Origin of the sequence: Kribbella sp. NPDC049174 (assembly GCF_043197365.1) — a bacterium.
In the GTDB taxonomy this organism is placed as follows: domain Bacteria; phylum Actinomycetota; class Actinomycetes; order Propionibacteriales; family Kribbellaceae; genus Kribbella.
Window position 1 is genome coordinate 1,855,277 of sequence record NZ_JBICSZ010000001.1, and the last position, 26,577, is coordinate 1,881,853.

At 67.2% G+C, this 26,577-nt stretch carries 26 protein-coding genes and 1 pseudogene; 12 read left to right on the forward strand and 15 right to left on the reverse strand.

Annotated elements, in window-relative coordinates; all coding sequences use genetic code 11:
• Position 1 precedes the first annotated feature (1 nt).
• Positions 2 to 559, forward strand: coding sequence for an isochorismatase family protein (locus ACGFIF_RS08790; protein ID WP_393152980.1), 558 nt, complete (start codon positions 2 to 4; stop codon positions 557 to 559).
• Between the two features lie 21 nt (positions 560 to 580).
• On the opposite strand, the gene ACGFIF_RS08795 is transcribed toward ACGFIF_RS08790, so the two are convergent.
• The gene (locus tag ACGFIF_RS08795) at positions 581 to 1,507 is read right to left on the reverse strand and encodes an NAD-dependent epimerase/dehydratase family protein (RefSeq protein WP_393152982.1); all 927 of its coding nucleotides are present in this window, start codon (positions 1,505 to 1,507) and stop codon (positions 581 to 583) included.
• A gap of 185 nt (positions 1,508 to 1,692) precedes the next feature.
• Between ACGFIF_RS08795 and ACGFIF_RS08800 the strand changes: the two genes are divergently transcribed.
• Positions 1,693 to 2,562 carry a metallophosphoesterase gene (locus ACGFIF_RS08800; RefSeq protein WP_393152984.1) on the forward strand — a complete coding sequence of 290 codons (870 nt, stop codon included), beginning with the start codon at positions 1,693 to 1,695 and terminating at the stop codon, positions 2,560 to 2,562.
• Here the strand turns inward: ACGFIF_RS08800 and ACGFIF_RS08805 are convergent.
• Both ACGFIF_RS08805 and ACGFIF_RS08810 read right to left on the reverse strand, forming a co-directional pair.
• Positions 2,520 to 3,203, reverse strand: coding sequence for an HAD family hydrolase (locus ACGFIF_RS08805; RefSeq protein WP_393152986.1), 684 nt, complete (start codon positions 3,201 to 3,203; stop codon positions 2,520 to 2,522). The genes ACGFIF_RS08800 and ACGFIF_RS08805 overlap by 43 nt on opposite strands.
• A gap of 5 nt (positions 3,204 to 3,208) precedes the next feature.
• Positions 3,209 to 4,078, reverse strand: a complete 870-nt coding sequence (locus tag ACGFIF_RS08810) for a LysR family transcriptional regulator (RefSeq protein ID WP_393152988.1) — start codon at positions 4,076 to 4,078, stop codon at positions 3,209 to 3,211.
• Between the two features lie 74 nt (positions 4,079 to 4,152).
• Between ACGFIF_RS08810 and ACGFIF_RS08815 the strand changes: the two genes are divergently transcribed.
• The gene (locus ACGFIF_RS08815) at positions 4,153 to 4,656 is read left to right on the forward strand and encodes a hypothetical protein (RefSeq protein ID WP_393152990.1); all 504 of its coding nucleotides are present in this window, start codon (positions 4,153 to 4,155) and stop codon (positions 4,654 to 4,656) included.
• 90 nt (positions 4,657 to 4,746) lie between these two features.
• On the forward strand, positions 4,747 to 5,331 hold the full coding sequence (locus ACGFIF_RS08820) for a dihydrofolate reductase family protein (protein WP_393152991.1): 585 nt from the start codon (positions 4,747 to 4,749) through the stop codon (positions 5,329 to 5,331).
• Here ACGFIF_RS08820 and ACGFIF_RS08825 read toward each other — a convergent pair.
• Entirely contained in the window at positions 5,318 to 6,169 is an 852-nt protein-coding gene (locus ACGFIF_RS08825) for an aldo/keto reductase (protein ID WP_393152993.1), read from the reverse strand. The two genes, ACGFIF_RS08820 and ACGFIF_RS08825, sit on opposite strands and share 14 nt — an antisense overlap.
• A 213-nt stretch (positions 6,170 to 6,382) precedes the next feature.
• Here ACGFIF_RS08825 and ACGFIF_RS08830 point away from each other — a divergent pair, with 213 nt between their 5' ends.
• On the forward strand, positions 6,383 to 7,558 hold the full coding sequence (locus tag ACGFIF_RS08830) for an LLM class flavin-dependent oxidoreductase (RefSeq protein ID WP_393152995.1): 1,176 nt from the start codon (positions 6,383 to 6,385) through the stop codon (positions 7,556 to 7,558).
• A gap of 418 nt (positions 7,559 to 7,976) precedes the next feature.
• Here ACGFIF_RS08830 and ACGFIF_RS08835 read toward each other — a convergent pair whose 3' ends face one another.
• Positions 7,977 to 9,044: a hypothetical protein gene (locus ACGFIF_RS08835; RefSeq protein ID WP_393152997.1), complete on the reverse strand. Its 1,068-nt coding sequence runs from the start codon at positions 9,042 to 9,044 to the stop codon at positions 7,977 to 7,979.
• Between the two features lie 444 nt (positions 9,045 to 9,488).
• On the opposite strand from ACGFIF_RS08835, the gene ACGFIF_RS08840 reads away from it, so the two are divergent.
• Positions 9,489 to 10,244, forward strand: a complete 756-nt coding sequence (locus ACGFIF_RS08840) for a DinB family protein (protein ID WP_393152999.1) — start codon at positions 9,489 to 9,491, stop codon at positions 10,242 to 10,244.
• On the opposite strand, the gene ACGFIF_RS08845 is transcribed toward ACGFIF_RS08840, so the two are convergent.
• Complete coding sequence (locus ACGFIF_RS08845; protein WP_393153001.1) at positions 10,202 to 11,329, reverse strand: HAD family hydrolase; 1,128 nt, start codon at positions 11,327 to 11,329, stop codon at positions 10,202 to 10,204. The genes ACGFIF_RS08840 and ACGFIF_RS08845 overlap by 43 nt on opposite strands.
• A 176-nt stretch (positions 11,330 to 11,505) precedes the next feature.
• Between ACGFIF_RS08845 and ACGFIF_RS08850 the strand changes: the two genes are divergently transcribed.
• Both ACGFIF_RS08850 and helR read left to right on the forward strand, forming a co-directional pair.
• Complete coding sequence (locus tag ACGFIF_RS08850) at positions 11,506 to 12,228, forward strand: VOC family protein (protein ID WP_393153003.1); 723 nt, start codon at positions 11,506 to 11,508, stop codon at positions 12,226 to 12,228.
• A gap of 312 nt (positions 12,229 to 12,540) precedes the next feature.
• Positions 12,541 to 14,700, forward strand: a pseudogene (gene helR / locus ACGFIF_RS08855) (RNA polymerase recycling motor ATPase HelR); the annotation flags it as partial.
• A 9-nt stretch (positions 14,701 to 14,709) separates the two neighbouring features.
• Here the strand turns inward: helR and ACGFIF_RS08860 are convergent.
• On the reverse strand, positions 14,710 to 15,294 hold the full coding sequence (locus tag ACGFIF_RS08860) for a GrpB family protein (protein ID WP_393153677.1): 585 nt from the start codon (positions 15,292 to 15,294) through the stop codon (positions 14,710 to 14,712).
• Between the two features lie 30 nt (positions 15,295 to 15,324).
• On the opposite strand from ACGFIF_RS08860, the gene ACGFIF_RS08865 reads away from it, so the two are divergent.
• Positions 15,325 to 16,206: a metalloregulator ArsR/SmtB family transcription factor gene (locus ACGFIF_RS08865; RefSeq protein ID WP_393153005.1), complete on the forward strand. Its 882-nt coding sequence runs from the start codon at positions 15,325 to 15,327 to the stop codon at positions 16,204 to 16,206.
• Complete coding sequence (locus ACGFIF_RS08870) at positions 16,203 to 16,802, forward strand: dihydrofolate reductase family protein (RefSeq protein WP_393153007.1); 600 nt, start codon at positions 16,203 to 16,205, stop codon at positions 16,800 to 16,802. Before ACGFIF_RS08865 ends, ACGFIF_RS08870 begins: the two co-directional genes overlap by 4 nt.
• Positions 16,803 to 16,827: 25 nt before the next feature.
• On the opposite strand, the gene ACGFIF_RS08875 is transcribed toward ACGFIF_RS08870, so the two are convergent.
• Positions 16,828 to 17,289, reverse strand: a complete 462-nt coding sequence (locus ACGFIF_RS08875) for a VOC family protein (RefSeq protein WP_393153009.1) — start codon at positions 17,287 to 17,289, stop codon at positions 16,828 to 16,830.
• 91 nt (positions 17,290 to 17,380) lie between these two features.
• Between ACGFIF_RS08875 and ACGFIF_RS08880 the strand changes: the two genes are divergently transcribed.
• Positions 17,381 to 18,355, forward strand: coding sequence for a helix-turn-helix transcriptional regulator (locus ACGFIF_RS08880; RefSeq protein WP_393153011.1), 975 nt, complete (start codon positions 17,381 to 17,383; stop codon positions 18,353 to 18,355).
• On the opposite strand, the gene ACGFIF_RS08885 is transcribed toward ACGFIF_RS08880, so the two are convergent.
• Positions 18,350 to 19,273 (reverse strand): nucleotidyltransferase domain-containing protein, encoded by a 924-nt coding sequence (locus tag ACGFIF_RS08885; RefSeq protein ID WP_393153013.1) that lies wholly within the window; start codon positions 19,271 to 19,273, stop codon positions 18,350 to 18,352. The two genes, ACGFIF_RS08880 and ACGFIF_RS08885, sit on opposite strands and share 6 nt — an antisense overlap.
• A gap of 423 nt (positions 19,274 to 19,696) precedes the next feature.
• Here ACGFIF_RS08885 and ACGFIF_RS08890 point away from each other — a divergent pair, with 423 nt between their 5' ends.
• Entirely contained in the window at positions 19,697 to 20,371 is a 675-nt protein-coding gene (locus tag ACGFIF_RS08890; protein ID WP_393153015.1) for a hypothetical protein, read from the forward strand.
• 62 nt (positions 20,372 to 20,433) lie between these two features.
• On the opposite strand, the gene ACGFIF_RS08895 is transcribed toward ACGFIF_RS08890, so the two are convergent.
• The 6 genes from ACGFIF_RS08895 to ACGFIF_RS08920 all read right to left on the reverse strand — a co-directional run bounded on the left by ACGFIF_RS08895 (position 20,434) and on the right by ACGFIF_RS08920 (position 26,569).
• Positions 20,434 to 22,821 (reverse strand): ATP-binding cassette domain-containing protein, encoded by a 2,388-nt coding sequence (locus tag ACGFIF_RS08895; protein ID WP_393153017.1) that lies wholly within the window; start codon positions 22,819 to 22,821, stop codon positions 20,434 to 20,436.
• A gap of 127 nt (positions 22,822 to 22,948) precedes the next feature.
• A complete protein-coding gene (locus ACGFIF_RS08900) occupies positions 22,949 to 23,356 on the reverse strand; it encodes a VOC family protein (protein ID WP_393153019.1) in 408 nt (135 codons plus the stop codon).
• Between the two features lie 10 nt (positions 23,357 to 23,366).
• Positions 23,367 to 23,801 (reverse strand): helix-turn-helix transcriptional regulator, encoded by a 435-nt coding sequence (locus ACGFIF_RS08905; protein ID WP_393153021.1) that lies wholly within the window; start codon positions 23,799 to 23,801, stop codon positions 23,367 to 23,369.
• Positions 23,802 to 23,872: 71 nt separating this feature from the next.
• Entirely contained in the window at positions 23,873 to 24,835 is a 963-nt protein-coding gene (locus tag ACGFIF_RS08910) for a GNAT family N-acetyltransferase (RefSeq protein WP_393153023.1), read from the reverse strand.
• Positions 24,836 to 25,055: 220 nt separating this feature from the next.
• Positions 25,056 to 25,388 carry a cupin domain-containing protein gene (locus ACGFIF_RS08915; RefSeq protein WP_393153025.1) on the reverse strand — a complete coding sequence of 111 codons (333 nt, stop codon included), beginning with the start codon at positions 25,386 to 25,388 and terminating at the stop codon, positions 25,056 to 25,058.
• A gap of 38 nt (positions 25,389 to 25,426) precedes the next feature.
• The gene (locus ACGFIF_RS08920) at positions 25,427 to 26,569 is read right to left on the reverse strand and encodes a hypothetical protein (protein WP_393153027.1); all 1,143 of its coding nucleotides are present in this window, start codon (positions 26,567 to 26,569) and stop codon (positions 25,427 to 25,429) included.
• Positions 26,570 to 26,577: the final 8 nt, after the last annotated feature.

Consider the following 26,577-nt stretch of genomic DNA (forward strand, 5'->3'; position numbering starts at 1 on the left):
GATGTCCACGTTGTCCGATCGGCCGAACACGGCCCTCGTGGTGATCGACGTCCAGCAGGGCGTCGTGTCGGAGGGATACGAGCGCGATCAGGTGGTGGCGAACATCAGCACCCTGGTCGGCAAGGCCCGCGCCGGTGGCGTGCCGGTCGTCTGGGTCCAGCACAACAGCGAGGACCTGCCGAAGGACAGCGACAACTGGCAACTCGTCCCCGAGCTGAAGCGGGACGAGTCGGAGCCACTCGTGCACAAGACGTACGCCGACTCCTTCGAGGAGACCGACCTCGAGGACGTACTGGCGAAGGCCGGGATCGGCCGGATCTTCGTCAGCGGGGCCCAGACCGACGAGTGCATCCGCTCGACGATCCACGGCGCCTTCGTCCGCGGGTACGACGTGACACTGGTCGGCGACGCCCACACCACCGAAGACCTCACCGAGTACGGCGCTCCGACGCCGGACAAGGTGATCGCCCACACCAACATGTACTGGCAGTACCACCAGGCCCCCGGTCGCACCGCCGCCGTCGAATCCACCGCGGACGTCACGTTCAAGGACAGCTAGCTACCGGCGCGGTGGGCGGCGTCAGGCGTTGACCCAGGCCGGGAAGCCGTCGCGCCAGCTGGCGTACTTCGGTTCCCAGCCGAGTTTCGTGCGGGCCTTCTCGTTCGAGGCGCCGCGGGCGGTGGTCATCTGGGCGAGGACGAAGTCACCGGCGAGCAGTTTGCCGAGCCAGGCAGGCAGCTGCATCGGCGGCTTCGCGCCCGCGATCTCCGCGAGGTAGGGCAGCCATTCGGCGACGGGCGCCGGGTCGTTGTCCACGACGTTGTAGACACCGGGTTCGCCGCGCTCGACCGCCGCGAGCGTGGCCGCTGCCGCGTCGCTGGTCTCGATGAAGGACCAGACTCCGGTGCCGCCGCCGACGATCGGCATCTGCCGCTTGCGCACCATCTCGACCATCGCATCCGAGGCGCCCGGCCCGTAGAAGGTGCCGTAGCGCAGCACGATGCCCTCGGGTGCCTTGAGCGGGACGGTCTGGTCGACGTACTTCATCGCCGCCATCGTCCGCACCGCGGACGGGACGGGCTTCGCGATGAGTGGATCGGTCTCGGTCTTCACCGGGCCGCCGGACTGGTCGTAGACGAAGTTGTGGCCCTGGGCGACGACCCGGCGGGTGCCGGCCCGCTCGGCGGCCGCCAGCAGGTTGTCCGTGCCGCGGGTCCGGAGCGCGTTGGTGGCAGCGAACACCTTGTCGACGTTGCGGAGGCTTCGCATCTCGGCCAGCGCGGTCATCTGGTGCACGATCACCTCCGGCTCGGCGGCGCCCACCGCAGCGATCACCCCGTCGCGATCCAGCCCGTCCACGACAACCGGTTCAGCACCCGCCGCGCGCAACTGCGCGACCTTGCCGGGGGACCGCGTGGTGGCCGTGACGTGATGACCCGCCGCGACCAGCCCGGGCACCAGGTGACGCCCCAGCGCTCCGGTCGCTCCTGTCACAAAGACTCGCATGTTCGTTCCTTTCGCATCTGCTCTCGCCCTGAGGACACGGCTCGTCCCGAACCTGTGACATCGGCGTCCGGGCACCGGTAGGCTGACCGGACACGACTGGCGAGGGTGGGCGCGAACCACCGGGGAGTGACAGCAGGGCATCGACCGCCTGGGTGCCCGAGGCAACGAAGTCGAGGAGCCTGCTCGTGCATCGTGTTCTGCATCTGTCCGACACCCATGTCAGCCGCACCGGCCCGGACGAGGACGGCGTCGACGGCGTCGCTGCGTTGCAACAACTGCTGTACGACGTACGCCAGGTGCCGGCGTTGGACCTGGTCGTGGTCAGCGGCGACATCGCCGACGACGGCTCCAAAGAGGGCTGTTCGGTGGTCCGCTCAGCCGTCGGCTCGTTCGCTGCGGAGCGGGGGATCCCGCACTTCTACAGCACTGGGAACCACGACCGTCGCGAGGGCTTCGAGGCCGCGCTCGGCTGGGGCCACCTCGGTCCCGACGGCGCACCGATCGGACGCCGCGCCGAGATCGACGGTGTGATCGCGGCGGTGAGTGAGGTCAACGGGCTCCGCGTGATCACGCTCGACAGCCTGGTCCCCGGCGAAACCCACGGAGTGCTCGGTCGCGACCAGCTGGACTGGCTGGCCGCCGAACTGGCCACACCGGCGCCGGCCGGATCGATCGTCGTACTGCACCATCCGCCGATCTCCGTGGACGCCATCCCGTACATGAAGTCCGTCGTCCTGCAGGACCCTTCGGCCCTGGGTGACGTCGTCGCGGGAACCGACGTACACGCCGTCCTCTGCGGCCATCTGCATCATCAACTGTCCGGCATGGTGGGGGAGAAGCCGGTCTGGGTAACGCCCGGCGTAGTCACCCGCATCGACCTGACCGCCCCCAGTGCCCTCGCCCGCGGCGTCCTTGGCGCCGGAGCTTCCGTCGTCGACCTGGGCGGCCCCTCCTCGCCGATGTTCCACACGCTCCACGCCCGCGACCCCCGCGCCGGCTCAGAGGTCTACGTCTACAACCCACTAACGGGCGAGGATGCTACCGAGAGCTCGTGAAGCGACCGGATCCGACGGACCTGGGCACCAGCATGCGCGTCATAGCGATCGACCAGAACAGCGTCGATCCCGACCGCCAGGGCGCCGTGCACATCCTTCTCGAGTGAGTCGCCGACCATCAGTACGTCGGCCTTCGTGAGCCCGAGCCGGTCGACGGTCTGCAGGAACGCGCGCGGATCCGGTTTGCCGGCCGGCAACGTCTCGGACGAGATCAGTACGTCGACCTCGTTCGCGAGCCCGAGCCGATCAAGCTTGTACCGCTGGTGATCCTCGTTCCCATTGGTGAACACAACAGCGTTCAACCCCGCTGCCCGGACCTTCCGCAGCGCCGACACCGCATCCTCGAACAGGGTCCACCCGGCTTCGTAGCGACGCAGGTAACCCAGGAACAGCTCGTCGGCCTCGGCATCGCTCACCGTGGCGCCGAGGAAGGCCCGCACGCGCCGCCGTCGCTGCTCGGGGAAGGTCAGCTCGCGGCGCTGGTAGCGCATGTAGTGCTTGTCCGACAGCTCGGCCCACCTGTCAGCCACGTATGCGTCAGTGATCCCGTGCTCGGCGGCCCACTCGACAACCGCGGCCGCAGCAGCGGACTCCTGGTCGACCAGAGTTCCGTCCAGATCGAAGAGCACGGCTTGCAGCATCGTGTTCAATCGAGTTTCGCCGCGTCGGCGAGCGCTGCCAGGAGGGCTGCCGTCGCGGGTGGGTCGGGTGGTTCGCCGTACGTCGCTGCGAAGACATGCCGGCGCGAGCCCGGCAACTCGCTCGCGACGATCCCGTCGGCCCTATGCGCGCGCAGAGCCAGGCCCGGCATCGTCGTGACGCCGAGTCCGGCGGCGACCAGCGTCTGCATCACGACCATGTCGTCGGACGTGTAGCCGATCTGCGGCTCGTAGCCCTCCTCGGCGCAGAGCGACAGCAGGTGACTGCGGCACCGATCGCAGCCCGCGATCCAGATCGCGCCGCGCAGATCGGCGATTCGTTGCCCTTGGCCCGATGACAGCAGGTAGAGCGGGTCGTCGAGCAGGTGATGCAGGCGTACGCCACTCGGCTCGGGCTCGGTCTCGTCGTACCGGAAGACGACGGCGACATCGATCTTGCCGGTGCGCAGGAGCTCGAGCGCCTCGGGCGGGTGCATGTCGGTCAGTCCGATCTGCAGGCCTGGATGGGTCTCGGCCAACGCGGCGACGGCACGCGGGATGAGCGAACCGATCGCGGACGAGAAACCGGCCAGGCGCACTCGGCCGGCGGTCAGACCGACATGGGCGGCGAGCTCGGCATCGACAGCATCGATGCGTCCGAGGATCTCGGCGGCACGGTCGGCGAGGAGCTGGCCGGCCTGCGTGAGCCGGATCCCACGACCGACGCGTTGCAACAGTTGCGCGCCGGTCTCGGCCTCGAGCCGGGCCAGGTGGTGAGTGACGGACGGCTGGGAGTAGTGCAGCTCCTTGGCCGCCGCGGTGACAGAGCCGTGACGGGCGACGGCCTCGATCACGCGCAGGCGGGTGACGTCCAGCATGCATCAACTCTATCTATCAATGACCAAGAAAGTTGGCATTAGACGTAATACATCGACGGCCGCACCCTCGAACTATGACAACGACACTGACCCACCCCATCACCGCGTTGGCCGACGGTGTGCGCACCGCCGTCAACAAGCACGCGAACTGGTCCGACACCGCTGAGCTCGTCGCCGAGCAGCTCCGCCTGCACCTGCCGGGCCCCGACGTACTGACCACGGAACAGCGCAACGGCTCGCCGGACAGCTACCGCAGCCACACGCTGCACGTCGAGCCGGACGGATCGTTCTCGATCATCGGCATCGTCTGGCGGCCCGGTCAGATCACCCGCATCCACGACCACGTGACGTGGTGCGTCTTCGGCGTCCTCCAGGGCGTCGAACACGAGGAGCTGTACGACGCCGACCTCCGGCTGGTCGGCACGAACGACAACCGCGTCGGCGACATCAGCGGATTCGCCCCACCCGGCGACATCCACCGCGTCCACAACACCACCGACTCCACCGCCATCTCCCTCCACATCTACGGCACCGACGTGACCCGGATCGGCTCCACCGTCCGCCGCTACTACGACTGACCCGACAGTGTGTCGATTGTTCGTCGGCGTGTTCGACGGACAGATGAGCGGTCGGACCAGCCGACCGCCTCAGCGACCACGGAGACGACCATGTCATCGACGGTGTTGTACATGTCCATGTCCCTCGACGGGTTCGTTGCCGGACCCAACGAGACGCGAGCGCACGGACTGGGCGACGGCGGCCACCGGCTGCACGCATGGACCACCGGGCTCGACGATCCCGCCAACGAGGACGCGGACCGGCAGGTGCTCGAGGACTTCCTGTCCACCGGGGCGGTGGTCGCCGGCCGCGGGACCTTCGAACCGGCCGAAGGCTGGGGCGGCGACCACGATGACGGCGTACCGATCTTCATCTACAGCCGTCACCAGCCCGAACCGGAGTTCGCGAACTGGCCCCTGGTGACGTACCTCGGCGACCTGGAGTCCGCCGTACGTCAGGCCAAGGACGCCGCCGGAGACAAGAACGTGCTCGTCCACGGCGTGACGGTGGCGTCAGAGTGCCTCAAGGCAGGTCTCCTCGACGAGATCCAGCTCCATCTCGTCCCCGTCCTCTTCGGCCAGGGCCGGCGGCTGCTAGAACATCTCGACGCCGGGCAGATCGAACTGGAGACCGTCGACGTACGTCGCGGCCGCGACGCGACCCACCTGCGGTACCGCGTCCTCAGTCGTCCCTGAGACTGTCGAGTACGGCGATCTGCTCGGGGGACAGGCGGATGTCGCCGGCGGCCACGTTCTCCGCCAGGTGGTCGAGACTGCCCGTGCCGGGGATGGCGAGAACGTGGTCGCCGCGGCTCAACGTCCACGCGATCCGGATCTGGGCGGGTGTCGCGCCATGCTCACGGGCGATCGCGAGCACCGCATCGTCCGTGGCGACACCACCCGTCTCGCGACCGGCTGCGGTGACCGCGAAGAACGGCACGAATGCCATCCCTTGCTCACCGCAGAGGTCCAGCAGCTCGTCGTTGACCCGACCGAACCCAACGCCGTACCTGTTCTGCACCGCGACGACCGGCGCGATCGCCTGCGCCTCTGCGATGTGGTGCATCCGGACGTTGGACAAGCCGAGATGCCGGATCAGGCCTTTGTCCCGCAGTTCGGCCAAGACTCCGAAGTGCTCGGCGACGGAGCCGAGGCCGTGCTGGCGGAGGTACACGACGTCGAGCACGTCGCGTCCGAGGTTGCGCAGATCCGCCTCGACGAGCGCCCGCAACTGATCCGGCGCCGCCAGACCGGCCTCGGTCGGCCCAACCTTCGTCGCGATCACCAGGTCCTCCGGGTACGGCGCCAGCGCCCGGCGGACCACCTCGTTCGCCCAGCCGAGACTGGTGAACTCCAGCGACCGCTCGGAGCCGCCGTACGACGGGTAGAAGTCGGCGGTGTCGAGGTGGTTGACGCCCAACTCGACCGCGTGACGCAACAGGGCGATCGCCTGCTCCTGAGTGTGTTGACCGCTGCCGCCGGCGAGACGCTTCGTACCGAAGCCGATGCGGTCGACCGGTAGGTCGCCAATCAACGACTTGCGCCGCGCATTTTCTGATGATAGGTTAATTAGTAAAGGTGCATTCTTCTGTGAATTCTGCATTCGGTCAGGATAAGCCCAGCTGTGAATTCCGTCCAGCTTTTGCGGCAACTTTTTCTCCACTATGATTCGCCTCGTGGGCGGGAGTTGCGCGCCCACCGCGAGTGGCTCGAGCCGTGGACATCGCGGGGGAGAGCTCCACAGCTCGTGCAGGCAGTCGCTGAGGCGAAACTGCTGCTGACGCGTTATCTGCCGGGGGAGTTGGTGGAGGGCAGCGACTACGAACTGCTTCCGGATGTATATCTCGGTCGCGCCGATCTCCGCTCGGCACTGACCGATTTCGCCCGCCTCGCTGTTCAGCAATTCCGGCAGAATCCAGCGCTCGAATCCGCATTCCTGCACGACTACGGCGGCGACCCACGTGAAGCGGCGTCGCATACTGAGGGTGTGGATCTCGGCGTTCATCTGCCGTTGATGGAGTTCGGAGGCGAGGGGCAGTCCCTCGCCCGGCTCCAGGCGACCGTGGACGCGGCGCGCGAGGGTGGCTTCGCCGCGGTGTCGGCCAACGACCACTTCGTGTTCTCCGCACCTTGGCTCGACGGGCCGACTGCGCTCGCGGCGGTGCTGGAGCGGTCCGGTGAGCTGACGTTGGCCACGACGATCTCCCTGGTCACGTTGCGCGGGCCGGTGCCGCTGGCCAAAACCCTTGTCGCACTTGATGTTCTGTCCGGCGGACGGCTCATCGCCGGCGTCGGCCCGGGCTCGTCCCGGAGTGACTACGACGCGGTCGGAGTACCGTTCGAGGACCGATGGAGCCGCTTCGAGGAGGCGGTGACGATTCTTCGCGCACTCCTGGGCCGAGCGCCGGCTCCGGAGCAGGCCCGTTTCTACCCGTTGCCCGACGGTGAACTGTTGCCCTCACCGGTACGAGATGGCGGCGTTCCGGTGTGGATCGGGAGCTGGGGATCGGCGGCCGGGCTGCGCCGGGTCGCGCGTCTGGCGGATGGCTGGCTCGCGTCGGCGTACAACACAACCCCTGAACAATTCGCCGCCGCCCGGGAACGACTGGCCGGCGAACTCGACCGGCAAGGCCGTCCCGCCGACGCATTCCCGAATGCACTCGTGACCATGTGGACCTACGTGACCGAGGACCGCGGAGAACGAGAACGCGTCCTCCGCCATGTCCTCGCACCACTACTCAACCGCGAACCCGACGAACTCCGCGACCGAGTCTGCGTCGGCCCCGCCGGCCACTGCGCCGACCTGCTCTCGCGCTACGCCGCCTCAGGCTGCCAACGCGTCGACATCTGGCCCGTAGGGGAGTCAGCCCGCCAAACCGAGCATTTCGCCACCCACGTCGCCCCACACATCAACCGAGGCTGAGCCGCCCAGGCAATCCGAGCCGGACTGGTCGACGAGTACCCAGCTGTATGTCGGCCCGGCCATCGTTGGCGGCGGCAACCGATTCTTTCCCGACGACGTGACCGTCGACCTCATCGACGAACACCGCTTCACCAACGGCATCCTCCACCTCCGCTACGCCACCAAGCACTAACCCGCAGGGGAGCCCGTCAAACCCCTTCCCAGACGCCCCAGCCTCCATAAGTTGACATAATGTCGCTTATCGGCGCAGGAAGACGGGAGTTGCATTAGGTGCAGGAACTCCCGTCTCGGGACGTACTCTTCAACAGGTCTCAGTACCAGTCAAACCACGGGAGTTGCAGCTGCGTGTCGTTGCTCTGGGCAAGTGACCAGATAGGTAGGTTTCCTGCGTTCTATGCAGGTTTCCACACTCACTTGATCACGATGTGCAGGACCATGTCACCGGACGGGAACGGCCCTCTGCGTCTGCGCTGACACCCGCAACGGTGTTGTTGTCGGTCGCCACCGTGGCAGACGTGGAGAAGGGATCGCCGGCTGCGAGCGTTGGGAGCTGTTGCTTGTGGTCACCGACCCAGATCACCGCACCGAGGTCGGGGTCGAACCCCACCACCGCTCCGTGGACGTTCACTGCGTACGGCGTGGCCTGAGTCCCCGGCAAGGCACGTGGCCCGGTCGGTGCCCACACAACCGGACCTCCCAGCTCCCCGGATCCGCTGGTCAGTACGGCACTACCGACGATGTAGGGGCCCGCAGCGGCGCGTGCGATCGAGTTGGTGCCGGAGACAGGGCCGGGCAGCGTCGTCAGCCCTTCGCGCACCGTGCCCGCGATCGCCTGCTGCCTGAACTCTTCACCGACCGTCTCCGTCCACCCCACGATGGTGCCCTGCTCGGAGACGTCAGTGAGGTAGGCCGAGCCTGCCACCACGCCGAGATCCTGGATCGACTGCGGGGAGTCCGCGGACCAGGCGACAGCATGGCTGGTGTCCGCGCCCGCCGCATAGCCGACGATCCGGCCGGCGTTGTTGATCGCCGTCGGCACGGCGAAGCCGCCGCCGGGCAGCAACGGGAGGTCGATCATTTGACCACCGCGCCAGAGGACTCCGCGCGTCGAAGTGTCCTCACCGAAAACGACGCCGACCACGTCGCCCTGGCTGTTCACGTCCTGCGCGGTCGCGTCAACGCCGCCCGGAGTGTCGAGCACCGTCACATCGCCGTCGTGCCACACCAGTGGGCGCGTCCTGCCGTCCACATCGACGCCGGAGCCGGCGAACGAGTCGTGGCGGTCGCTGTTGTACACATACCCGCCACTCCATCCAGCCGGCAGAGGGAGTTCGTTGATCACCCAGGTACAGCCGGTGCCATCCAGGGTGCTCAACTGCTCCGCCGCCATTGCCGGCGGCGACATCTGCACCACCGCCACCGCTATACCGGCAACGAGACCGGCGAACTTCGGCAAGTATCGAAAGCGGCGCACTGAACGCACCATTTGTCCCCACCCCTCCACGACGGATGCGCCACTATAGCGGCCGATCAACGGCTCAGACGAGGGAGATGCCTGACTGCTCTGTTTTACCGCACTGGACGCTTCGGGAGTTGACAAGCCCGACATGTGTGAGCAGCAACGAGACTCGAACCGAGGTCCACGCAGGTGCGATTACCAGCAGTGGTCCTGCCCCACCTGTTTGAAGGGCCTCTACGAAGCGTTCCCGCGCACCCTCGGCGCCCATCGGCCTCGCCGCCTAACGACCGACAGCACATGGCCGGGATCACGGCGCCGCACCCCCCTACTCGCGGCTCATCAACTCCCGTCCCTGCCAGTTAATTAACGATGCAGGAACTCCCGTCTCGGGACGTAGGAACGGTTTGCGCGGGTCACCGGACTTGGCCGCCAAGCGTGGCGCGGGCGGGACGGGTGCGGGAGACTTCCTCGATGGCTACTGAGTACGCCCAAAGTGACCAGTTCCGTGGTGGCCGCATCCACCTGTGCGACCTTGCCGGTCTCGAGATCCGCGATTGCGAGGTCAGCGGGCTGAAGATCGTCGACTGCTACGGGAGCAACGTCTACCTCGGTGGTGACTTCGGGCGTGTCGTCGTCAACGACGTCGACGTGACCGCGTACGTCGAGGCCGAACTCGACCGCCAGTCCCCCACGCGGGTGCTGGCGCGTGACGCCGCGACCCCCGACGATTACCGGGCTGCTTGGGATGCCATCGAGACGCAGTGGCAGGCGACGCTCGACCGCGCCAGGCTCCTTCCCGAGGCCAAGCTGCACGAGCAGGTCGACGGCGAGTGGTCGTTCGTCGAGACTCAACGGCACCTGCTACTCGCCGGCGATGCCTGGCTCGGCAATGCCGTGCTCGAGGAGGAATCTCCGTACCACCCGTTGGGCTTCCCTTACGGCGGGATGCCGCCCGACGCGTCGGCGAAACTCGGGCTCACCCTCGAAGCCACCCCGACGCTTGACGAGGTGCTCGTGCCGCGGCTCGCCCGCATGGCCACGATGCGGCGTGTCGTCGACGGGCTCACCGAGGCAGAGCTCGATCGGGTCTGTGGTCGCAAGCCGGCGGACCCGTACCCCAACCAGGAGTACGTCGTGCGCCGCTGCCTCAAGGTGGTCCTGAAGGAAGAGGCCGAGCACCACCGTTATGCGGTGCGCGACCTCGCCGTACTCGAGGCCGGTGCCTGAACTGGCGCTGACTTGGTGGCGGTCATGGTTGCGGCTACGCCGTGGTTCGAGAAGAGCTCTAGCAGCCGGTCGTGGCCCTGCGTGAAGTCCCATTGCTCGGCGAGCATCCCGGCTGCCCGGGCACCGTCGACGTTGCGTGCGTTGTCGTCGATGAAGAGGATCGTCTCGACGTCGGCATCGATCCTGCGGGCCGCACGGGCGAAGAACGCCGGGTCGGGTTTGGCAACACCGAGGTCGTAGGAGTAACAACTCACGTCGAACAGGTCGTCGTACCCGAGGGCTGTCCGCATGTGAGCGCCACGGTAGCGTTCCTGATTCGTTCCCAGGTGGACGCCGTATCCGTTCCGCTTGAGCGCTCGCACGATCCCGATCGATTCCTCGATGATCACGATGTTCTTCCAGACCGCGGCGTACACCTCGGCCACCGGCGCGACCACGCCGTAGTTCTGGAGTGTCGCCGCGAGAACCGGCAGGTAGTCGCCGCGGCCGGCGAGCATCGGCAGTTCGTCAGACCAGGTCTGGTGGAGAAATTCACGGGCCCTGTCGCCGAGATACGGCTCCATGGCCGCGTACCAGCCCCCGGGCAGGTCCTGCAGGACGCCGTCGGCGTCCAAGAGCACGTGGCGAACACTGGACTCGGCGACCGCCCGCTTGGAACCCGCCGTCGTCGGCGCGAGCGTGATCCCTGTCGACAGTGGCGTCGGTTCGCCACGCACGTGTGGGACCACCCCGACTTGGAACTCGTCTTCGTAGACGACTGTGCCGGGTTCGTCCGAGGTCACCCTGTGGTAGGCAACGCCGTGGGCGGTCAGCATCGCACCCAGTTCGTCGGTGAGCTCCTGCATCACCGGCCGGATCGGCGCCTTGAACCATGTCACTGCACCGACGCTGTTCCCGTCGGCGTAGAAGTCCGGATTGGGCAGGTTCTCGTTGAACCAGTCGTCGATGTCGAAGTACCGCGTCTCTTCGGCCGAAGACAGTCGACCCGCGCGCCGGAGATGATCGACCGCGACGAAGATGCCCACTTCGACGCCCAGGCGTCCCCGATACTCGACCTGCATCCGAACGTACGGACCATCACTCATGGCGCCGATGATGCCGCACCCGCCCCGGGAAGCGCAGGTCTATTTGTGCTTGAACGATGTACGGCGCGAAGGGCTGCAACCGCCGGTTAATCGCATTGCGTCGCGGGTTCTGGGCGGCCTAGCGTGGCTGTTCTCATGAGCTGGCGTGCCGTGGTGCGTCAGCGGATCGGAGCGGGATGACTACTCAGCTTTTTGCGCTCTCGTTCGATGCGCACGATCCGCTTGTGCTGGCGCGGTTCTGGGCCGGCGTGCTGGGCTTCGAGCTGACGAACGATCCGCACGCCGGCCTGAGCCTGCTGCCGAATGATGACACCGGGTTCCGGCTGCGGTTTCTGCCGAGTCAGGAGGAGAAGCTTGGCCAGAACCAGATGCATTTCGATCTGACGAGTCAGTCCCTTGAGGATCAGCAGCAGACGGTGGCGCGGGCGCTCGAGCTTGGCGGCCGGCACATCGACATCGGGCAGTTGCCGGAGGAGCGTCATGTGGTGCTCGCCGACCCCGAAGGCAACGAGTTCTGCGTTATCGAGCCGGGTAACAGCTTTCTGGCCGACTGTGGGTTCATCGGTGCACTTGCGTCCGATGGTTCGCAGGAGGTCGGGTACTTCTGGAGCAAGGCGCTGGACTGGCCGTTGGTGTGGGATCAGGACCAGGAGACCGCGATCCGCTCGCCGCACGGCGGTCCGAAGATCACCTGGGGCGGTCCGCCGGTGAACCCGAAGCTGGGCAAGAACCGGCTGCATTTCGACCTCGCACCACCTGGGAACGGTGACCAGCAAGCCGAGGTCGAGCGGCTGATCTCCCTCGGAGCGACGAGACTCGACATCGGCCAGGGCGACGTCAGCTGGGTGGTCATGGCCGATCCCGACGGCAACGAGTTCTGCGTGCTGACTCCCCGCTAACGCTCTCCCCCTCGACTCCCCCGTCGTTGTCAGTCGGACGACGGGGCCGTTGGCGTGCGCGGAATCCCGTCAGGCCGGTTGAGTTGGGTGTCTACAGCAGACACAAGAAAAGGAAGGTGAGTTGTTACTCCCCTTCCGTTCTTAACTTATAGCGCACTGGTGGGCTTGCCGCAAGCCCCGGTTCGTGCCGGAGAATCGTCGGCCGTAGGCAGTCAGCTTGACGACTTGGGGGTTGTGTAGTGCATGTGTTGCTGTCGCCGTACGGGGTGTACGCGCCACCGAATTTCGAGTTGCCCGAAGGGAGCTGCTGACGTGAATCCCCTTCTTACCAGCGCATTCGATCTCCCCGACCGTCTCTCCCACAAGGCCGATCCGACCCTGATCGCCGGCGACGAGAAGCATTTCGCGGCGATCGCGGAGAGCCTCGCGCAGTCGATCGCCGAGCTCTCCGACCGTCTCGACACCACCCGCAAGGCGCCCGGCGGTGAAGGCCAGGAGGCACTGGACCGAGACCTCGAGGTCCACCGGCTGACCGCTCGCCTCCGCGCTCTGCGGCGGTTCGGACTGGACCTGTGCCTCGGACACATCGTCAGCGCCGACGACGCCGAGCCTGTGTACATCGGTCGACTCGGCCTCACCGACAGCGACGGTCGTCGGCTGCTGATCGACTGGCGCTCGCCCGCGGCCGAGCCGTTCTTCGGAGCGACTCACGCCAACCCGATGGGGTTGGTGAGCCGCCGCCGGTACCGCTGGACCCGGGGCCGGATCACCGACTACTGGGACGAAGTGTTCACTCCGGATGGGCTCGAGGGGTACCACGCCTCGCTCGACGACCAGTCCGCCTTCATCGCCAGCCTGGGCAGCAATCGCTCGCCCCGGATGCGCGACGTGCTCGGCACGATCCAGGCCGACCAGGACGCCATCATCCGCGCGGGTTCGCGTGGAGCGCTCGTGGTCGACGGCGGTCCGGGTACGGGCAAGACCGTCGTCGCTCTGCACCGCACCGCCTATCTCCTGTACTCCGATCCGCGGCTCGGCCGCAGTCGGGGCGGCGTACTGTTCGTCGGTCCGCACCAGCCCTACCTGGCCTACGTCTCCGACGTGCTCCCCAGCCTCGGTGAGGAAGGCGTGCAGACCTGCACCCTGCGCGATCTGCTCCCCCAAGGACCCGCGGCACCGGAAGAGCCCAACCAGGATGTGGCCCGGCTGAAGTCGTCCGCGGACATGGTGAAGGCGATCGAGCCGGCCGTGAAGCTGTACGAAGAGCCGCCCACCAAGCCGATGACGGTCGAGACCCACTGGTCCGACATCTGGCTGAGCACCGCCGACTGGGCTGAGGCGTTCGGGGCGGCCGACCCGGCCACGCCGCACAACGAGGCGCGTGACCAGGTCTGGGAAGAGCTGCTCACGATCCTGATCGACAAGCACGCAGACGAGTACGAAGACGACGACGTCTCGGAGGACATGCTGCGCAGGTCGCTGGAGCAGAACGGGGAACTGGTCACTACGTTCAACAAGGCCTGGCCGCTGATCGAGCCGACCGACCTCGTCGGAGATCTGTGGACGGTACCGGCGTACCTGCGCATGTGTGCGCCCTGGCTGACGCCCGACGAGGTCAAGCTGCTGCAGCGTGACGAACCCGAGGCCTGGACGGTGTCCGACCTGCCGCTCCTGGACGCGGCGCGCCAGCGGCTCGGCGACCCGGAGTCCTCCCGACGGAAACGCCGGCAGAAGGCCATCGCCGCGGCGGAACGCGAACGGATGGCCGAGGTCATCGACCACATCATCGAGGCCGACGACGACAACGAAGGCTGGGTGCCGATGCTGCGCGGGCAGGACATCCGCGAAGCCCTGGTCGACGAGGCCGCGCTGCCCACCGTCGACCCGGACCTGCTCGCCGGCCCGTTCGCGCACATCGTCGTGGACGAGGCGCAGGAACTGACCGACGCGGAGTGGCAGATGTTGTTGCTCCGCTGCCCGTCCCGGAGCTTCACCATCGTCGGCGACCGGGCACAGGCAAGGCATGGGTTCACGGAGACGTGGCAGGAGCGGCTGGAGCGGGTCGGCCTCGATCGGATCAACCTGGCCTCGCTCAGCATCAACTATCGCACGCCCGAAGAGGTCATGGTCGAAGCCGAGCCGGTCATCCGGGCCGCGCTCCCAGACGCCAACGTGCCGACCTCCATCCGCAGCAGCGACGTGCCCGTCGTGCACGGCTCCACTGCCGAGCTGGATTCGATCCTCGACACCTGGCTGGCCGCACACGCCGAGGGTGTCGCCTGCGTGATCGGTGATCCGTCGTTCCGTCCGACGTCCCGCGTCCAATCGCTGACCCCGGAACTGTCGAAGGGGCTCGAGTTCGACCTGGTCGTCCTGATCGATCCGGAGACGTTCGGCGAGGGTATCGAAGGAGCGGTCGATCGGTACGTCGCCATGACCCGGGCGACCCAGCAACTCGTCGTCCTCACCAGCTCGTGGGGGTCACGCGTCGGTGGGGCCGGGCTCCCAGCCGGTCTCCTGTGCCCATTCGTCCGCGTCCCTGATCGTCTCCCAGATGAACGGAGACTTGGCGTCGACGTAGGCGGAGCGCTCCGTGAGGAGCAGATGTGCGACGGAGCGTTTGATCGCCGCGTACGCATCTGCTCGCTCACGGTGCGCCCGCAGGTAGTCGCGAAACAGCAGGGCGAACTGCTCGTCGAAGCTGCCGCTGCGCCGGACGTGCAGGTGGGTGCGCTTCCGCGGCGGCAGCTCGCGGAAGTAGCGCTTGGTCAGTTCCGGGTTGTCCGCTTGCCACTCGAAGCCGCAGGACTCGATGGCGGCCCGATAGCGATCAACCGGCTCCAGGCTGGCGACGGAGATCTGGACGTCGACGATCGGCTTGGCGGGCAGCCCTGGAACGGACGTCGATCCGATGTGGTCGATCCGCAGTGCTGCCTCGCCCAACGCCTGTCGCAGTTCCCTGCCCAGGTCGGCGAACTCGGACCGCCAGGCCGGGTCGTAGTCCGGGACCAGTTCCTCTGCCGCACTCACAACGGTGATCCTCTCACCCAAATTATTCCTTGACACGAATATTCTTCGTGATGAATAGTTCTCTCCATGGACGGAGTTCTCAGCGCGTTGGCGGATCCGGCTCGGTGGCGGCTGGTGGGGCTGTTGGCGGAGCGGCCTCGATCGGTCGGCGTACTGGCGCAGCTTGCGGAGGCGCGGCAGCCGCAGACGACCAAGCACCTGCAGACGCTGGAGCGGGCCGGCCTCGTCACGTCCCAGCGCACCGGCCAGCGCCGCATCTACGCGCTGCAGCCCACTCCCCTGCGGGAACTTGCGGCTGCGCTCAGCCAGCTTGCCGACGTTGCGGAGCAGGGCGGCGGCTCACGCGAGACGTACGACCGCTACGGGATGAGCCTCCACGCGGAGCGGCTCGCTGCGGAGGAGTCGGGGTGGGCTGACGGCCGCTCGTTCACGTTCCGCCGAGCGCTGGCGGGTCGGCCCGAACTGGTTTGGCGACACCTGACCGAAGCCTCGCTGCTGGCGCGGTGGTGGACGCCCGACGATCTTCGTGTTTCGGAGCTCGTCTTCGAGGCGCGGCCGGGTGGGCGGATCGTCCTGGAGTACCGCGATGCCGAGGATGCCGACGGCTCGGATCTGGTGGCTGGACGTGGGGAAGGGGCCGTTGACGACGTACGTCCCGGTGAGCGCCTCTCCTACCACCTCTCCCCCGCGCTGCCGGACGGCGGCGTCTCCTTCACCGCGTACGTCGACTTCGACCTGCGGCCCACCGACACCGGCACGGACCTTGACGTCCGATACCTGATCACCGACAGCACAGTCGACTCCGCGGACGCCATCGCGGGCATCGAGATCGGCTTCGGCCAGAGCCTCGACAAGCTCGCGGCGACCCTCGCCGCCGACACCACCGAGCCTGACAGCACTGAGCCTGACACCACTGAGCGCGACACCGACCTGAGGAGCACGAAGTGACCGAGCAGACCGGCGGCCGCAGAGTCGTCACCAACATGAGCCTGTCCATCGACGGCCACTACGCCAAGCCGGACCCGCTGGACATGAGCTGGGTGATGCCGTACGCCGTCACCGACGTCGCCCGCGACCACCTGACCAGCCTCTGGGAACCAGCCACGACCGCGCTACTCGGTCGGGTGAATGCCGAGGGCTTCCTCGGTTTCTGGCCCACCGTGATCGGCATGGAGGGCGCCGACCCGCGTGACGAGAAGTTCGCCCAGTGGCTCGTCAACACCGAGAAGGTGGTCCTGTCCTCCACCCTCGACGAGGCGCCATGGGAGCGTACGTCGATTGTCGACAATCCAACTGCCGACGTGGTCAAGGACCTGAAGACGACCGAGGGCGGCGACATCGTCGTCTTCTCCAGCGCCAGCGTCATCAAGGCCCTGCTCGCCGCCGACCTGGTCGATCGCCTCGCCCTGATGATCTTCCCGATCTTCCTCGGCGCCGGCCCCCGCCTCTTCGACGACGGTCTTCCCACCGCCCAATGGACCCTCACGACGCAGTCCGCCGGCGAGCACGGCACCCTCTCCCTCATCTACGACCGGATCCGGTGACGCGGGACCGCCGCATGCCCACCAATTAGTCCAGGCAGAACTCGTTGCCCTCGGGGTCGGTCATGGTGATGGTGCCGAAGCCCATGGGTGGGGACGGCTCGAAGCGGCGTACGCGCTTGGCTCCCAGCGCGACGAGCCGGTCGCACTCGGCCTCCAGCGCCGCCATCCGCTCGTCACCCTGCAGTCCGGGGGCCGCGCGGACGTCGAGGTGGACGCGATTCTTGGCGACCTTGTCCTCCGGCACCTGCTGGAAGAACACCCGCGGGCCGTCCCCGTCCGGGTCCTCGATCGCGGACCTCGAATTGTGCTCCTCCTTCGGTACGCCGATCTGGGTGAGGAACTCGTCCCACGCGGCCAGCGGGTCGGCGCCCTCGGGCAGCTCGACACCGGGCGGCGCCGGGTGGACGTAGCCCAAGACGTCGCGCCAGAACGTCGACAGCGCCCGCGGGTCGTGGGCGTCGAAGGTGACCTGGATCTGCCGGCTCATCGCAGTGCTCCATTCGTACTCGGGTTCGTTGCCACCACTCTCGCACCCCTAGCGGACAGCCTCGGTCCGCTATCTCTGGCAGGCTGGTCACATGGGCGGTGACGAGCGAGGTACGACGGAGCGGGTCCTCACCCTGCTCGGACTCCTGCAGCAGCGCCAGGTCTGGACCGGCCCCGAACTCGCCGACCGGCTCGGCGTCACACCACGCACCGTACGGCGTGATGTCGAGCGTCTCCGCACGCTCGGCTATCCGGTGCATGCCAGCCAGGGTGTCGGCGGCGGCTACCAGCTCGGCCCGGGTCAGGACCTGCCGCCGCTGCTTCTCGACGACGAGGAGGCAATCGCCACCGCGGTCTCGCTGCTCGCCGGCGCGGGTGGCGCGGTGGCCGGCGCCGGCGATGCCGCAGTTCGGGCGCTGACCAAGCTCGACCGGGTGCTGCCGATCCGGCTGCGGAACTTGGTGCGCGCGCTGTCCGGCTCGGTGGAGTCCATGAGCGGGAGTCGTACGACGATCGACCCCGACGTACTCATGACACTGGTCAGAGCCTGCCGCGACGAGGTCGAGGCAGACTTCGACTACCCGTCCGGGGACGAGGTACGACGGCGGCGGGTCGAACCGTATCGCCTGGTCGCCTCCGACCGGCGCTGGTACCTGTTCTCGTACGACCTTGACCGCGACGACTGGCGGAGCTTCCGCGTCGATCGCATGAGCGAGGTGGCTGCGCGGACTTGGCGCTTCCGGCCGCGCGAGGCGCCCGACGCGGCGACGTTCGTGCAGGAGAGCGTGGCGAGTCGGGTGTACCCGCACCAGGCACGGTTCCTTCTGCACGCTCCGGCCGAGGTTGTGCGGGCGCAGATTCCGGCGTCGGCGGCCGTCGTACAGCCGCGTGGGAGTGAGTCCTGCGAGGTGATCAGCGGCGCCGGCAACCTCGACTTCGCGCTCATGCATGTGCTCCTGCTGGGACACGACTTCGAGGTGCTCGATCCTCCGGAGCTCAGCGGTCGCTGTCGGGTGCTGGCGGAGAGACTGCTGGCGGCCGGTGCGTCGGTCTCGAAGGAGTTATGACGCAGCTCGGTCGGGGAACACGATCTCGGTCAATCGCTGGGCCGCGAGTTGCTGTCTGTCTGCGTCGCCGGATGCGAGTTCGGCGCGCTGGTACTGGCGATATAGCTCGAGGAAGTGGTTCTGGAAGTCCAGTGTGTGGTCGCACAGCTCGCGGAGTGTCTGTCGGTCGGGAGCGCTGGACGGAAGCTGGTTGTGCCAGCGGTTGCGGCACAGGTCGTGCACCCGGGTGACGAGGTCGGTCCACTGGTCGGCGACGTGCTCCTGGTAGAGCTCGACGCAGGCCGCTTTGTCCCTGACGTACTGGCCGCTCTGCAGCGCGATGATCGCCGTGGCCGTCCAGCCGACCGTTGCGATGAGCAACTTCGTGCTGGGCCGGCCACTGCCGTCCTTCCACTGGCCGAAGCCGAAGAACGGACCGTCAGGATCGATGTGGTCGAGTGGATAGACGAGCGGGCCGTTGCGACGCTGGACCGGGAAGGTGTAGCTCACGTACGGCGTGTGGACGACCGAGCGGACGTACGTGTCGGCGTCGTACGACGGCAGTTCCGCGCGGATGTCCTCGCCGTACAGGTGCCGGGTCGCGAGCTTGAGGTTCAGGGCCGCACCGACACCGCTCGGTTGCCGGAGGCCGCGCTCACCAACCAGCAGGATCTCCAGCAACATCGGCGTGAGCTGACCACAGTGCTCGCTCAGGGCCCGGGCGCGCTCATACTCGGCGCTGTCGGCGAAGCGGTCTTTGAACACGATGAACAGATCGAGATCACTGCCCTCGATGCTGGTGCCGCTGGCATGACTGCCCCGGAGGTAGAACCCGCGCACCCTACCGGGAAAGGCAGTCTCGAAGATCCCGATCACACCCTGAGCGATGCGATCGCATTGTCGATCCCCCGTCGACTCGATCAGCTCAGGCTCGGTCACCCCGTCAACCTTACGTTCAGGTCTGAAGCGGACTGCGCTGCAACTTCGCCCGGATCAGCCGCATCTAGCTCAGTAACGATCAACTGCTAGGGCATCGAGCCCGCAACCTGGGGGCGGTCAGGTCACCTGGGAGGTTGCGACATGCACGGTAAGCACAGGCTCGTCGGTCGAGGCTCTGTAGTTCTGAGCGCGGCTGCTCTCTTCACCGCCGGGTTGCTCCCCGGCGCCGCGGACGCTGCGACGACAACCGGCGGCGGCGCCGACGCGAGCGCTGTCGCCTGCACGATGAATCTGGGGTCGGTCACGCCCGCAGGTGCGCACCGGTCACAACTCATCACTGCCACTTCACCTGCGACGAGAACGAACGACCGGGTGGTGGCACCCGACCAGAACCCCGGCGCACTGGTTCGGCTCAGTAGTTCGATGCTTGCCGAACCGGACCCAGGCGGGATCGATGTCTCTGGCTACGTGATCATCGGCTCGACCCTCGCCCACAGCGGCTACAGACTCAACCTGAGCGGCGAGGTCGAGCCGGACTCGTCCTTCCTCGACCGGATCGACGGCGGCGGGGGCTACGGCGACTTCGTCACGTTCGAGGAGTCTCGCTATCAGGAATTCACCGGAAGCTTCGGCCGGCGGACGGCGACCTACGGGCTGCGCAGCGACGGCGTGCTGTTCAGATGGATCCCGACCAGCACCGGTCAGCGGCGTACAAGCTCGTACCCGGGCTTCGCGTCGGTGAAGACGATGGCCTTGATCAGCAAGACCCGGACCTATGACACCTTCCTGGCGAACACCCGGGGCGGCGCGCTGTACACGGTTCACATCCCGACGACGTCGCCGATGAAGCCAGTGGTCAAGCCGGTGCGGACCCGGACCTGGCAGGGCTTCGAATTCCTGATCGCTCAGAAGTGCGGCATCCGGGGCACCCTGCTGCTCGGCATCGACAAGGACACCCAGTCGGCCTACCTGTACGCCGTCGGACACGCCAACGGCACCGCCACTGTCATCCAGGGCCTCGGCAAGGTCCCCGGCACCTTCAACGACCCGGTCTACTTCCGCTGGGCCCTGCCGATCGACCCACTCTTCGGCGAGTAGGCACCTGACGCGTTCCATGCTGTTGGGTTGACCCTGCATCAGGGTCAACCCAACGAACCGGCTCAGGCGACGTACGACGCCAGGTGTTGCCCGGTGAGAGTGGACTTGTCGGCGATCAGGTCGGTCGGGGTGCCTTCGAAGACGACGTGGCCGCCGTCGTGGCCGGCGCCCGGGCCGAGGTCGATGATCCAGTCGGCGTGCGCCATCACGGCCTGGTGGTGCTCGATGACGATCACCGACTTGCCGGATTCGACCAGCCGGTCGAGCAGACCGAGCAGTTGCTCTACGTCGGCCAGGTGCAGGCCGGTGGTCGGCTCGTCGAGGATGTAGACGTCGCCCTTCTCCGCCATCTGAGTGGCCAGCTTCAGCCGCTGCCGCTCACCACCGGACAGCGTGGTCAACGGTTGGCCGAGCGTGAGGTATCCGAGCCCGACATCGGCCATCCGGTCGAGGATCTTGTGGGCAGCCGGCGTACGAGCCTCGCCGTCCTCGAAGAACTCCTCGGCCTCGTTCACGGACATCGCGAGTACTTCGGCGATGTTCCGGCCGCCCAGCGTGTACTCGAGCACCGACGCCTGGAACCGCTTGCCCTCGCACTCCTCACAGGTCGACTCGACGGTCGCCATCACACCCAGGTCGGTGTAGATGATGCCGGCGCCGTTGCAGGTCGGGCAGGCACCCTCGGAGTTGGAGCTGAAGAGCGCCGGCTTCACGCCGTTGGCCTTGGCGAACGCCTTGCGGATCGGGTCGAGGAGTCCGGTGTACGTCGCTGGGTTGCTCCGACGCGAGCCACGAATCGCGGCCTGGTCGATCACCACGACGCCTTCGCGGCCGGCCACCGAGCCGTGGATCAGCGAGCTCTTGCCGGAGCCGGCCACACCCGTCACCACGCACAGCATCCCGAGCGGAATGTCGACGCTCACGTTCTGCAGGTTGTTCGTCGACGCGCCACGAACGTCGAGCTGACCGGTCGACGAACGGACCGATTCCTTCAGCTTCGCGCGGTCGTCGATGTGGCGCCCGGTGGTGGTGTCGCTCTTGCGCAGCCCGTCGACCGTTCCCTCGAAGCAGACGGTGCCGCCGGCCGAGCCGGCGCCCGGGCCGAGGTCGACGACGTGGTCGGCGATCGAGATCGTCTCCGGCTTGTGCTCGACGACGAGCACGGTGTTGCCCTTGTCGCGCAGCTGCAGCAGCAGCTTGTTCATCCGCTCGATGTCATGCGGGTGCAGGCCGATCGTCGGCTCGTCGAACACGTAGGTGACGTCGGTCAGCGACGAGCCGAGATGACGGATCATCTTGGTGCGCTGCGCCTCGCCGCCGGACAGCGTGCCGGCCGGCCGGTCGAGCGACAGGTAGCCGAGGCCGATCTCCGCGAACGAGTCGAGCAGGTGCTGCAGCCCGGCGAGCAGCGGAGCCACCGACGGCTCGTCGAGGTCGCGGATCCAGTCGGCCAGATCGCTGATCTGCAGCTTCGAGAGATCGGCGATGTTCTTGCCCTTGATCTTCGACGACAGGGCCTCCTTGCTGAGTCGGGTGCCGTCACAGTCCGGGCAGGTCTGGAACGTCACCGCCCGCTCGACGAAGGCGCGGATGTGCGGCTGCATCGCGTCGACTTCCTTGGACAGGAAGGACTTCTGGATCGCCGGGATCAGGCCCGAGTAGGTCAGGTTGATGCCCTCGACCTTGATCTTGGTCGGCTCCCGGTAGAGCAGGTCGTGCAGTTCCTTCTTGGTGTACTTCTTGATCGGCTTGTCCGGGTTGAAGTAGCCGCAGCCGCGGAAGATCCGGCCGTACCAGCCCTCCATGCTGTAGCCGGGAATCGTCAGCGCGCCCTCGTTCAGCGACTTGCTGTCGTCGTACAGGGCGGTCAGGTCGAAGTCGGTGACCGCACCCATGCCCTCACACCGCGGGCACATGCCGCCGTGGTAGACCGCGTTGCGTACCACGGTCTTCTCGCCGTGGCCCTTGTCGGCGACCATCGAGCCGGTCGCGGTCCGCTTCGGGACGTTGAACGAGTAGGCCGTCGGCGGGCCGATGTGCGGCTTGGCGAGCCGGCTGAACAGGATCCGCAGCATCGCGCTGGCGTCGGTGGCGGTGCCGACGGTCGAGCGGGGGTTCGCACCCATCCGCTCCTGGTCCACGATGATGGCCGTGGTCAGACCGTCGAGCATGTCGACCTCGGGGCGCGACAGGTTCGGCATGAAACCCTGCAGGAACGCGCTGTAGGTCTCGTTGATCATCCGCTGCGACTCCGCGGCGATCGTGCCGAAGACCAGCGAGCTCTTCCCCGAGCCGGACACGCCGGTGAACACCGTCAGCCGGCGCTTCGGGATCTCGATGCTGATGTCCTTCAGGTTGTTCTCGCGCGCACCCTGGACCCGGATCAGGTCGTGGCTGTCGGCGGCGTGCGGCGCAGGCGACGATGCGGTCTTCCTCGTGGCCTTGGTCATCGTGGGTCTCCATCTGTGAGGCGGGGACCGCGTGTCTGGCCCCCCATCGGCGCGTGGCTGCATTCAACCAGCCTCGCGCCGATTTTCCGGGTCTGTGCGGGTGGATTCCGGTTCGCTGTGCGCAGATTCAGCCGACTTGCGCGATGCGGACCATGTTGCCCGCGGGGTCACGGAACGCGCAGTCGCGGACACCGTACGGCTGGTCCGTCGGCTCCTGGACGACCTCGGCGTCGGTGGCCTCGATCTTCGCGAAGGTGGCGTCGAGGTCGGGGGTGCCCAGGTTGATGCTGGCGAAGGTGCCCTTGGCCATCATCTCGACGACCGCGCGGTGCTCGTCCTCGGTGAGACCCGGGGTGGCATCCGGCGGATAGAGCACGATCGACACGGCCTGGCCGGACGGGCCGACGGTGATCCAGCGCTTCCCCTCGTACCCGACGTCCATGCGGACCTCGAAGCCGAGGACGTCGCGGTAGAAGGCCACGGCGGCGTCCGGATCGTTGTGCGGTAGGTACGTCTGCTGAATTTTGATGTCCATGGCGTTCACGCTAGTTGGCGCTCACTGCCGGCGCTTCTCGATTCCTGATCGGTCTGGTGACCTGTTTCGCCAGGCACGCCGGGATCCCCGCGGTCGAGCGCGCCTCCTCCTGCTCCCGGTACACGCTGGGCGGTACGCCGACCAGCTCGGTGAACCGGGTGCTGAAGGTGCCGAGCGACGAGCAGCCGACCGCGAAGCAGATCTCGGTGACGCTCAGCTCCCCCATCCGCAGCAACGCCATCGCACGCTCGATCCGCCGCGTCATCAGATAGCTGTACGGCGCCTCGCCGTACGCAAGCTTGAACTGCCGGCTGAGGTGCCCGGCCGACATGTTCACCCCACGCGCCAGCGCCTCGACGTCCAGCGGCTGCGCGTACTCCCGGTCGATCCGGTCCTTCACCCGCCGCAACAACGCAAGGTCCCGCAGATCCTTCACCCCAGCCACGTCAAGATCATGCCACGCTCCCCCGACCAACCCCACCCGTCACCCTCCGTGACGGGCCGTGCTCACCGGGCTCAGGTGGTTGAGAGGGTGCGGCGGTGGCCGTCTTCGATGAGGGTCGGGGTCATGCCGACCGATTGGTAGAGGCGAAGAGCCTGGCTGGGGTTGTTGGTGTCGACGTTGAGGATGGTGCCGTTCCGGCCGGCGGCCGCGTCGAGGGCGAAGGCGTCGTGCAGCAGGAACGTGGCCAGTCCTCGGCCGCGGAACCTCTCGACCACGCCGAGCATGCCGATGTAACCGCAGTTCTCGGTTTCGACGTACGCGTTGCTGCAGTCGCGGATCGCGACCGCGCGGTGGTTGACCTCGAGCACCGTGAGCTGGGTCCAGTCGAACGTCGCCTGGGCCTCGCGCGCCTCGACCCACTCCTCGTGCGGGCGGGGAACGAAGCCGAACTGACCGCGGAAGCTGTCGATCAGAACGTCATGCGCGGCGCGCCGGCTGGCGGCGTCGAAGGTGCCGCGACGCACCACGACGTCCGCCGGCACCTTCGGGGCGGCGACCGGTCCGGTGTGATCGATGCGCATCCGGTGGTACGTCGTACCGATGGCGAACTCGTGTTCGGCCAAGAGCGCGCCCAGTTGCTCGTCGGCGCGGTAGATGCAGGTGTCGACCGTGATCTCGGCGTGGCCGCCCTCGCGACCCATCTCCTGGGCCCGTTGCAGTGTCTGTTCGAGCAGCCAGGCAGCGACCGCCGGGTGCTGTGATGCCACCTCGATCTCGACTGTCTGACAGTTGCCCTTGCCGAACGTCGTCGCGTAGCCGGTCGGCAGACCGTCCCCGGCGAGCACGAGCCAGGCATCGGTCAAGCGGTCGAAGCCAGGCTCGACGAGGCTGTCGGCGATGTCGTCCAGCGTGCAGTCGGCGAATCCGACCACCGCCGTGTTGTAGGCCGAAAGCAGTTCGAAGATCGCCCTGGCGTCACCAGGCTCCGGAGGACGGACGACGTAATCGCCAGGCAGTCGGACGGCCGTCTTCACGAGTCACCGCGCAGCCGGATCCGGCAGGAGAGAGCCGACCGATGCAGCGTCGGCGTCCCCGCCCGCCGGGACATCAACCGCTCCCACCGGAACTGCGGCTGCGAGACCTGCGAGCACGCCGTTCGGATCGGTAGACGGAGATGGCCGGTACTGGTGCGGTGAAAAGACTTCACGATGCCCCCCTTGGACACTTACTAGATGCGCCCACGGGGACCAAAGTTCAGACCAGCCGGGAATGGTGGCGCGCCCAGACCAGCGGGCGCTCGTCATCGGGGACCTGGTGCAGTTCACGGACCAGGTCGTCGATGTCGGGCGTCATCGTCACCAGCACCGACGTCGGCAGGTCGCCGATGGTGGCGAAGGTGTGTGCGGATCCAGCGGGTACGACGACGAACTCGCCCGGACCGAGTTGCCGTACCTCAGGCCCGAGCGTGACGGCGAGCGCGCCGGACAGGACGACGAACCCCTCGTCGCCACGGTCGTGAACGTGCAGCGGAGCCTGAGGATGCGGATGCGGGTTCAGGTCCCAGCGCCGCATGACAAAGTCAGCCATCCACCCGACCCTACTCGCGCGCGAGGTCGTACGACGGGCTACCGACCGTACTTCACGCCCCAGTTCAAGTAGGCGACGTTGGCCAGGAGCCAGCCGAAGCCGATCGCTTGTTGGCCGTCCCGTTCGGGGGTGGGTTGGTAGCGGTTGTACAGCGCGAGGCAATGCTGGTGCACGCCGGGATCCCACGGCGTTGCCTGCATCCAGCGGGGTGCTTGGTGGGCGACCGACGCCGCGCCAATCGCCGTACCCGCCACGGTGGTGTGGATCGCGGGCAGCCCGCCGGCGTCAGTGGTTGCCACGTTCTGCGTGTAGGTCCTGGCGATCCGGGCCATGTCCTGGCCGGTGAACCCGAGCCCAGCCCGGAAGGCCCGCACCGCGAACTCGACGTCGATCGCACCATGGCTGATGTCCTCGAACTGCCGCGCCGGCCCACCGGAAGGAGTGAAGATCGAGACGTCCGTCTCCGGCGACCCTGTCTTCGCGAAACCCTCGTAGACGCGCCCACCCATCGGCCAGTAGCGCCACTGGTACGCGTCACCGGCATCCACCGCCACCTGCCCGGCGAACATCTTCGCGAGAGCGGCGACCTTCCGCCGATACCCGAGCTCGCCGGTGGCCAGCGCGAGCTCGACCAGGGTCTGGCCGAGTCCGAGTGATTGGTTGATCGGCTGCTCGCATCCGTCGTACGCGAGCGGCTGTTCCTTCGGCCAGATCAGGTATCCGCCGCCTGCCGACGTCTCGCGATATTCCCAGTCGTGGACGGCGACCGCCTCGCGGCACGCGGTGAGGTACTCGGCCGCCTTCGCCCGGTACCGGCGCCGCAGTACCGGCGAACCACAGACGATCCGGACGAAGCTCGCGATCGGGTACGTGATCATGCCGGTGTGTACGGCGAAGATCACCGGCTTCGTCAGCATCGGGAACTCACCCGTCACCGGGACGAGCCCCGCACCGCCCGAGACATCCAGAGCCGTCAACTGCAACGGTCCCGGCGCCGCAGTGTAGATGCGGCTCACCGCATAGTCCGGGCTGGCCGGATCCATGGTGAGATCGGTGAGCGTCACGGTCCGGTTGACCTGGGTGTTCACCAACTGGACCGTGAAGGCGTCCGGCTTGGACCCGGCGGTCACGGTCACCTTGGTGTCCTCGGCGTACGGCAGCGCCTGCCGGAGCTCCAGCACCGCGTGAC